Source organism: Lacticaseibacillus yichunensis, assembly GCF_003946405.1.
In the GTDB taxonomy this organism is placed as follows: Bacteria; Bacillota; Bacilli; order Lactobacillales; family Lactobacillaceae; genus Lacticaseibacillus; species Lacticaseibacillus yichunensis.
Genome location: NZ_RHOG01000051.1, coordinates 1 through 8,055, shown reverse-complemented (window position 1 = coordinate 8,055; position 8,055 = coordinate 1). Strand labels below are relative to the sequence as shown.

The 8,055-nt window shown below is 55.1% G+C and carries 8 protein-coding genes, 1 tRNA gene and 1 pseudogene; 5 read left to right on the top strand and 5 right to left on the bottom strand.

The annotated features are described in order from the left end of the window. Nucleotides 1–371 precede the first annotated feature (371 nt). Nucleotides 372–710 carry a TRAM domain-containing protein gene (locus EKM95_RS11090; RefSeq protein ID WP_125698450.1) on the top strand — a complete coding sequence of 113 codons (339 nt, stop codon included), beginning with the start codon at nt 372–374 and terminating at the stop codon, nt 708–710. An 81-nt stretch (nt 711–791) separates the two neighbouring features. Here the strand turns inward: EKM95_RS11090 and EKM95_RS11085 are convergent. After that, a tRNA-Glu gene (locus EKM95_RS11085) sits at nt 792–863 on the bottom strand. Nucleotides 864–993: 130 nt separating this feature from the next. Between EKM95_RS11085 and EKM95_RS11080 the strand changes: the two genes are divergently transcribed. Then, nucleotides 994–1,326: a DsrE family protein gene (locus EKM95_RS11080; protein ID WP_125698448.1), complete on the top strand. Its 333-nt coding sequence runs from the start codon at nt 994–996 to the stop codon at nt 1,324–1,326. A 51-nt stretch (nt 1,327–1,377) separates the two neighbouring features. Here the strand turns inward: EKM95_RS11080 and EKM95_RS11075 are convergent, their stop codons facing one another. The 3 genes from EKM95_RS11075 to EKM95_RS11065 all read right to left on the bottom strand — a co-directional run bounded on the left by EKM95_RS11075 (nt 1,378) and on the right by EKM95_RS11065 (nt 4,988). Then, entirely contained in the window at nt 1,378–1,839 is a 462-nt protein-coding gene (locus EKM95_RS11075; RefSeq protein WP_125698446.1) for a GNAT family N-acetyltransferase, read from the bottom strand. 352 nt (nt 1,840–2,191) lie between these two features. Next, on the bottom strand, nt 2,192–4,060 hold the full coding sequence (locus EKM95_RS11070; RefSeq protein ID WP_125698444.1) for an OPT/YSL family transporter: 1,869 nt from the start codon (nt 4,058–4,060) through the stop codon (nt 2,192–2,194). A 454-nt stretch (nt 4,061–4,514) separates the two neighbouring features. Beyond that, nucleotides 4,515–4,988 (bottom strand): nucleoside deaminase, encoded by a 474-nt coding sequence (locus EKM95_RS11065; protein ID WP_125698442.1) that lies wholly within the window; start codon nt 4,986–4,988, stop codon nt 4,515–4,517. 54 nt (nt 4,989–5,042) lie between these two features. Between EKM95_RS11065 and EKM95_RS11940 the strand changes: the two genes are divergently transcribed. Next, the gene (locus EKM95_RS11940; RefSeq protein ID WP_263852822.1) at nt 5,043–5,168 is read left to right on the top strand and encodes a hypothetical protein; all 126 of its coding nucleotides are present in this window, start codon (nt 5,043–5,045) and stop codon (nt 5,166–5,168) included. A gap of 194 nt (nt 5,169–5,362) precedes the next feature. On the opposite strand, the gene EKM95_RS11060 is transcribed toward EKM95_RS11940, so the two are convergent. Then, entirely contained in the window at nt 5,363–6,277 is a 915-nt protein-coding gene (locus tag EKM95_RS11060; RefSeq protein ID WP_125698440.1) for a Gfo/Idh/MocA family protein, read from the bottom strand. Between the two features lie 317 nt (nt 6,278–6,594). Between EKM95_RS11060 and EKM95_RS11895 the strand changes: the two are divergent. Both EKM95_RS11895 and EKM95_RS12025 read left to right on the top strand, forming a co-directional pair. Further along, nucleotides 6,595–7,512: pseudogene (locus EKM95_RS11895) on the top strand (DNA/RNA non-specific endonuclease); the annotation flags it as partial. Nucleotides 7,513–7,614: 102 nt separating this feature from the next. Next, the gene (locus EKM95_RS12025) at nt 7,615–7,770 is read left to right on the top strand and encodes a sunset domain-containing protein (protein ID WP_449819102.1); all 156 of its coding nucleotides are present in this window, start codon (nt 7,615–7,617) and stop codon (nt 7,768–7,770) included. The last annotated feature ends 285 nt before the right edge of the window (nt 7,771–8,055 follow it).

Sequence of the window (8,055 nt, the reverse complement as noted above, 5' to 3'; positions counted from 1 at the left end):
CGATAAACCATGGATAAAACCTCCGAGTGAATTTCGTAAATGCACGGGAAATGTCTGAAAACCGGAATTTCGTATGCATTTATTATATGACAGTAATGACCTAAAATCACTAGTATCAAATGCTACACGTTTTTGAACAGCCACTAAGTAGGTGGCGGCGTGGGCTGACATCGCGTCAAACAGTCACAAATGAGTTCACTCCTCGTTAAATCTTAATGATGGCCCGTTATACTGGAAAATACATTTGGCCGAGACAGATACGAAAATAATATCGCAAGGCGGCACCGCTATCGCAATAATTCTCGCCGCCGGTCTCACCTCACGTCCAACGACTGATCGACGAAAAAAGCTGATCAGAATTTGGGGGAATTATGAAAAAACATCTATTGGCATTTTTGTCAGTGCTTACTGTCCTATTCGTCCTGACAGCATGCGGCGCGCAAGCTGTTAAGCCAGACTATACCGAAAAGACCGCGGAGACAGCGCTCAACGCCGGCAAGGACCTCGAAGGAAAAACCGTTCAGTTGACAGTCGACAAGCTCGCGCCGAATAGCATGTTTGGCTACAACATCCAGACTGGCAAGCATCTCAACTTTGTCAGCTCGTCCAACCCAAAAGTTAAAGCGGGCGACAAGGTGACCGTGAAAGTGACGAAGGTGCAATCGATGATGGGGTCATTCATCATTACCTATAGCAATCTGAAAAAATAGGCTTCAGATGAGATTTCGCCTAAACAAAAAGCGCCAGAACCGCGACGAGACGCGGTTCTGGCGCTTTTTTCCATTCATGTATCACCCGTACGGGATTCGAACCCGTGTTTCCTGGCTGAGAACCAGGCGTCTTAACCCCTTGACTAACGGGCAATGTCCTCAAATAAGCACAAGTAATAGTTTACCGGATTCTCCGCACATGTCAACAAAAAATTCCCGAAAAGACCGGCGACTATCGATTTTGCGGCTGGCCGCGGTATAATCGAGAAAAGGAGATGAGCCCATGGATGTCATTTTCCACATCGACGAACCGGCAAAATGGCCGGTCGTTCTCAGCAATCTTCACAACTACATTACCGCGGCCACCGATGAAGGCGTGCTCGGTGAAATCGAGCTTCTCGTGAACGGATCGGCGATCACCGGGGTCACGCAGGCCAGTTCCGTCGCGTTTGCCGACCTGCAGGAGCTCGGCGTCACCGTGGCCGCCTGCAGCAATGCGATGCGCGGCCACGCCATCACGTCCGGGGAACTCAAGCCTGGCGTCCTCGTCGTCCCCGCAGGCGTGGTCGAATTGGTCAAAAAACAGCATGCCGGCTTTGCCTATATCAAGCCATAACGCAAACAGCGCCCGCGTATTAATCACGGACGCTGTTTTTGTCCCTTGGTGTCATCTCAGATCGTGCGAATAAGACACCCACCCCTCGACCCGCTGGCCTAAGGTGTCGTACAGGCGCTGGGCGGCGGTATTACTCGTGCGCGTCTGCCAGTCGACACGACTGCAGCCGAATTGCCGCACCAGCGCAAACGTCGCCGCGATCAGGGTGTGGCCTGTTCCCTGGCCGCGCAAGGAAGCCACAACAAATAGATCATTGAGCGTCATTGTTTTGGCCAGTGCCCGTGTGTCATACCCAAAATACAGAATCGCAAATCCGACGAGCACTTCGCCCTGAGTCGCGACCAGTAAGCGGCCAATCTCGGGCTGGCCCGCTAGCCGCCGCAGATGCGCCGCCATTTCCGCATCGTCAAACGCATGCGGCACCGGACTTAACGCATAATAATCGTGCACCAACGGCACCAGTGCCTCAGCATCTTTTTGCTTGGCCAGCCGCACCTGAATTGTCTCTGCCATCGTTTTCTCCCTGTTGCGTTTACATTCAGTGTCGCACGCAACAGGCGAAAACGCCAGCTTATCGCCGCAAATGCGAGACCCCCTCGTGCCGCTCAAGAATTTTCTCAGCGCGATCGCTCATTGCCCAGAAGACGATCAAATGCACCGCAATGAGCCCACCACTCACCAAAAGGAACATGTCATCCCCCACCTTTCGCGAAAAGCATAGCAGGCGGATGTATCAGATGATGGCATGCGCGGACGACTTTTGAAAAAGTTGTGTACAATTTTTGTGTCGTTTTCGTTTTGACATATACAAAAACCGCGGCGACCAAACCGCGGCTTTTTCGCTTCGAACGACTAACAATGAGCCTTATTTTGTTTGTTCAGGTTGCGGGCGCTTGCGCAACACCCACAGCATCGCGCCGGCTAACAGAATGAGCAGGCCAAATGCGGCGGCGTTGCCAGCCAGCATCCCGCCTGGCGTGCCGTGATCGAGCAGCCCGGACACCGACAATAGAATGCCGGTCAGGCCGACAATGGAGCCGCCTGCGATCAAGCCAGAAGACAAGCTGACGCCATTTTGCACGCGCTTCGCATTTTCCGCTGGTTTGCGGCCTTCAACGACTTTGCGGATCAATGCGCCGACCAAAATGATGGCGGTGGTGGCCATTGGCAGGTAGAACCCAATAGCGACGGTCATCACTGGCAATTTTAAGAGATGCAGCACCACGCCCATCACCACCCCGATGAAAATGATCGTGAATGGCAGTTTACCGGTGAGAATCCCCGAGGTCAACGTTGCAATCAAATTGGCCTGTGGCAAAGCAAACGCCGCATTGTCGCTGGTGTCGGCGAGTTGCCCCGCCAGCAATACGATCACGCCGACCACGGTGATGGTGCCGAGCACCGCCGCAAGCAGGAAGCGGCGCTGCATTTTCGGGCGATCCGCCTTCATCAACTCAGTGGCCTTTTGCGTTTGCGCATAGCCCCCGCCGATACTAATGGCCGTCACCACGAAGGTCGCCAGAAGCAGCAGCGACCGGGTTTCGCTTTGGCCGGTCCAGCCGAACGCCACGAAGAGCACAGTCAACAACACAAGCGAGGCGATGGTCATGCCGGACACGGGCAGATTGGACGTACCAAGCGTGCCGGTGAGATTGGCGGCGACCACCACGAAGACAAAGGCCATCAAGATCGCCAGCGACCCACCGAGCAGCCCAATCAGCAGGCTGCCGGAAAACAGCGAAGCCAGCCCGATCGTCGCCACAATGGCAAAGCCGAGCAGCATCATGCCAAACGCAGAGCGGCGCTGGGTGCCACCGAGCGCACTTTTGAGCGAGCGGCCGATCACCGGCACCAATTTCAGCGCACCGATGATTCCGCCTGCCAGCATCATGCCGGCGCCAAGATAGCGAATGTAGCCGCCGGAGATTCCATCAAACGCGAGCTGATTGACCGCGGTGTCGCTGGCATTCCACACCGTTGCCCCACCATGCGCCATGTCGGTAAAATACCCGATCAGTGGCACAACGGCGAAGTTGGCGAGTACGGACCCGGCAAACATCTGGACCGCGACCTGCAGCCCGACGATGAAGCCGATCCCGGCCAAAAGCGGGTTGACCTCTAATTCGAATTTCCACTTAAAGTCTTTTGCCCCGTAAAGCACGAAATGGTTGTTGATCCAGCCAAGCATCGACCCCGTCAACATAGTGAGCGTGCCACCAATGGCAAAGCCGCTGGCCATCATTTTCAACCCTTCCCCACCGGTGGCCGAGGCGCGAATGGTCTCGCTGATCGCCATCGCTTCCGGATAGATCAGGGTGTCCTTTGAGTCGATCAACAAATGATTTTCAACGATCGAGGCCGTGCCAATGCCGAACAAAACGCCCAGCGTGCCGACGAGAATCGCTTCAAAAAAGTTGATCGACGCGCCGATGAGCAGCACCGCCGGCAGGACGAAGATCATCCCACTGGCGATTGTTTCGCCGCCCGAGGCCATGCCCTGCATCTCATTGGTGCCTGCAAAGCCTTGGCGCTTCGCAAAGGCCCGCACGACCGCCGAACCGATGATCGCCCCGGGAATCCCAGCGGCGACGGTTAGCCCCGCCTTCATGCCAGAATAAGCAGTGGATGCTGCAAACAAGATCGCCAGCAAAATACCGACGGATAACACGATGGTGGCGCCAGTGCGCGAGCGCGCTTTGACGCCGGTCTTGGGAACGCTGACAGGTTTTTCCATCGCAAAGTTCCTCCTTATCAAGATAATGATTAACCACCTTGATTAAATCGTAGCATCTTGACTAGCCCGAGCGCTCATATGAACACTTGGGCAGAGAAAAAAGGGTGCGGAGCGGGGCGTTTAGGGCTGAGCAGATAGTTCGGCCTAGACGCTTGATGGCGCACTTGGCCATCGAGTGGCTGGGCCGACTATCTTTCTCGGCCCTGCCCCGCGAAGCCCAACTACGGTGCGGAGGTGCGCGGGATGGTCGTGCGGGTAGCTTGGGCTGGGTGCTGGATGGCGTACCATGCCATCAAGTGCACAGCCCAGTTAGACGACGCGACCATGTGCAGCGAAGCCCAACTAGGGTGCGGAGGTGCGCGGGATGGTCGTGCGGGTAGCTTGGATCGGCCTTGGATCTGGCAAAAAATCGACACATAAAAACCCCACCGACGCGCGATGGGGTCCTTCCTGATCAATAAAGCTGTTTGGCCTGCGCTTGATAGCTGTGAAAGGCTGGTATCGTGAGCGCGCGGTCGTACTGTGTGAGGGCCAACACGGCGGTATCATTGAGCCCGCCATCGATGAAATCATAGATCGCCGCATCGCGGAACCCGATCGCAGCAGCGTCCTCGGCCGCATTGCCGTAATACACTGTTTTAATATTCGCCCAGATGATTGCAGCCAGACACATCGGACACGGCATCGCAGAACTGTATAGCGTACACCCGCTCAGATCATGGCTGCCCAGCAACGCCCCGGCCTGGCGCAACGCCATGATCTCGGCATGAGCAGTCGGATCATGTTGCGCCAGTACCTGATTATGCGCCGCAGTCAAAATCGCCCCTTCCTTGACGATCACACAGCCAAATGGCCCCCCTTCGCCGCTGATCAGATTGCTTTCGGATTCTTTTGCCGCCTGTTTCATAAAAGCTTTGTCATAAGCCATTTTCTGCGCCTCGTTTCTTGTATAATCAAAAGAAAAGCCATGGAGGGCTCTCAGATGTCAAAAAAGCATTCGTTGCGCACCTTTGGTATCATCACCACCGCGTTGAGCGGATCCCTGCTTGCGACCAGCGCCGCGAGCCTGGCGATCGGCATCATCGCGATCATTAAGGGCAACCGTTAAAGAAACGGAACTGGGACAAAACTTTTGTTTTGTCCCAGTTCCTGTATAGTGCACTAATGTGACTGCAGTGTCGTGGGCCAAATGTCCGGGTCCGAACAGCTAAGGCTCCAATCACCTGGCCCAAAGTTCGGACCTGGCGCTTGGAACACTTACCTGTCGGACCCAAGAACGACATTTGTCCCACTTCCGTTTTTTCAATCAGCCAAGCGGTGCAACATCTCATCCAGCAGTGAATGCGTGAGCCGGCTCGTTTGTGGTTCGATCGGGTTGGCTGTGGAGTTGGCCACCGCCTCAACAAAGGCGTGGATCAGCGGCGCAAACCCGCGCGTTTCAAGCGTTGGTTCCCAATCCGGCGCCACCTCGGTCGTCACGTTGCTGCCAGCGAAGTGCTGGAGCTGGCTTAGATTTTGAACGCGATAGACCCCAGTTGGCGTGGCGACAGTTGCTTCCTCAAGATTGGCACCAGCAACCAGGTTGATGGCCGCTTCACCATGGACCCCATTGCCCGTGAATGTGATGCTGGCCTGCTCGAGCAAGCCGTCTTTATTTTTATGTAAGCTGAAGCGGGCGTTTGGCTCTTCTGGAAAATTGGCCAGCGCCAGTGCGGTATCCAGCGGGTGAATCAACAGATCATAAATGGCTTCTGCCACTGGCTGGGGCGCATTGACGCGATTTTTCACAACCGAGATCATATTTTTATCTGGCAACGCGATCAGCTGCTTGTCCAGCGGGGCAAAACGGCGGTTGAACCCGACCGTCAGCAGTTTCTGGTGTTGCGCGGCCAACAGATAAAGCGCCGTCACCTGCGCCATCGAGGTGGCCAGCGGTTTGTCGATGAACACATTGACCCCGCGGCTTAGGAAATGTTCCGCGAGTTCATAATGCGCCGGTGTCGCGGCATGAATCATCACCGCATCAAGGTTGAGGCCATCCAACGCCGCGACCTCGGTGCCAGCCGCCACCATGTGATACTGATTGGCTAAAGCCGTCAGCTTAGCCAGATCGCGAGTCATCAAATAAAACTGGACCTTATCCTGCATCTGCGCGTAAACAGGCAGATAAGCTTTTTGGGCGATATTGCCCAGGCCGATCACACCGATATTGAGCATCCCTTCACCGTTCCTTCTTGTTTCGATAGCCTAACGCTAGCACACCAAACAAGACCGGTCAAAAGCTTTTCGAGTGCAACCGGAGAGTGGTGACTATTTTTATATAAAACATAAATATTCCGTGATTTTCCACGCGCGGCCCTTCATAATAGGAAGTGTTGGCAAGTCCGTAGCGGTGCGGCGTCAACACCATCAACATCATTGGAGGAACGATTATGACATTATTGATTGGATTATGGGTGATGCTTGCCATCATTGGCGGTGCCACTGCAGGAATCCTGAGTCACCCCACAACACGGGGCAACCGCTCGGCGAAAATTGGGCGCCTGCTGACCGTTGGCGCAGTGCTACTGCTACTTGTTGGGTGCGGCGGTTCGCCATCCGGAAAAGACTCAAGCAAGGCGGACTCGGCACGCTCTTCAAAGATCGCCAGCAGTAAAGCGAAAGCCAAGCAGGCAAAAGAAGAAAGCGAAGCAAAAGCGTCAAGTGAGTCAGCTGCCTCAAGTGAAGCGGCCGCCTCTAGCGAAGCCAAGTCTTCTTCGATCGCAGCGGCCTCATCCAGCAAAGCGGCCGCAACGAAAAAAGCCGCGGCGGCTAAAGCAGCGGCAGCAAAGGCAGCCGCTGCCAAGGCAAAAGCGGCGAAAGCGGCTGCGGCCAAGAAGACCGCAAACAGCCTCGCCAATCTTACATACAGTGGGACGCAAACGATCAACGTCAATGGCGGCAAGCCGACTTTTTCCAGCGCGGATCTCTCAACCTCGCGTGGCGCCTGGGAAAGTTACAGCGCCTTGGATCGACTCAACCGCGCCACCGACGCCGAGGCACTGCTGAACAAGAGCTTGATGCCAACTGGCGAGCGCGAAGGCCTGACCTGGAACCCGACCGGCTGGCACAACAAAAAGCTCAAGAGTGGCTATCTCTACAACCGCAGCCACTTGATCGGTTATCAGCTTTCCGGGGAAAACAATAACCCGAAGAATTTGATCACCGGCACGCGCTCCTTGAACAGTCCGGAAATGCTGCGCTATGAAATGGACATTGCCTATTTCCTCAAGCAAAACACACGCGCGTATGTCCGCTACTCCGTCAAACCGGTTTATCGCGGCAATGACCTGCTTGCCCGCGGGGTTCACATGATGGCCCAATCGGTCGGCGCAAGCGGTATCTCCTTCAACGTTTTTGTCTTCAACGTTGAAAGTGGCGTCACCTTAAATTACGCAGACGGCACCAGCACTGTCAGCGCAGCCCAAACTGCAGGCGCAGCCACTGCTTCATCGCAGAAAAAGTCGACATCCAGCGCCACCACCAAGAAGACGCCAACTGCCGGCGCTGGCGAAGTGATCACTGGGCAAGGCAAGATCATCGGCAATTCACGGTCGAAGATCTATCACGTGCCTGGCCAAGCCGGGTATCACATGAGCTCAAAAAATGCAGTCTACTTCCAAACTGAAGCCGCAGCCCAAGCAGCCGGCTATCGTAAAGCAAAACGATAATGACCTAACAACAACATGGTCCTCCCATTTCCGGGGGGATCTTTTGATTCCCACCTTTCAGTGATTGCAGGCCCTCTGGAAATCTATGTACCCCCGATCCGGTCGGGCCTTTGACCGAACTGGGGGCCACACACGCTGCAAGCGGCAGGCCCTCGCCAGTCGCAAGATGTGTGATTGCATTGCTCTTTGAAAACTTGGTTGGCATCCATGCCGCCGCCATATATCGATTGCTGGTGCAGTAAGCTTAGGTCATGTAGGCTTAGAATTTCGGTGACCTTCCCGCTT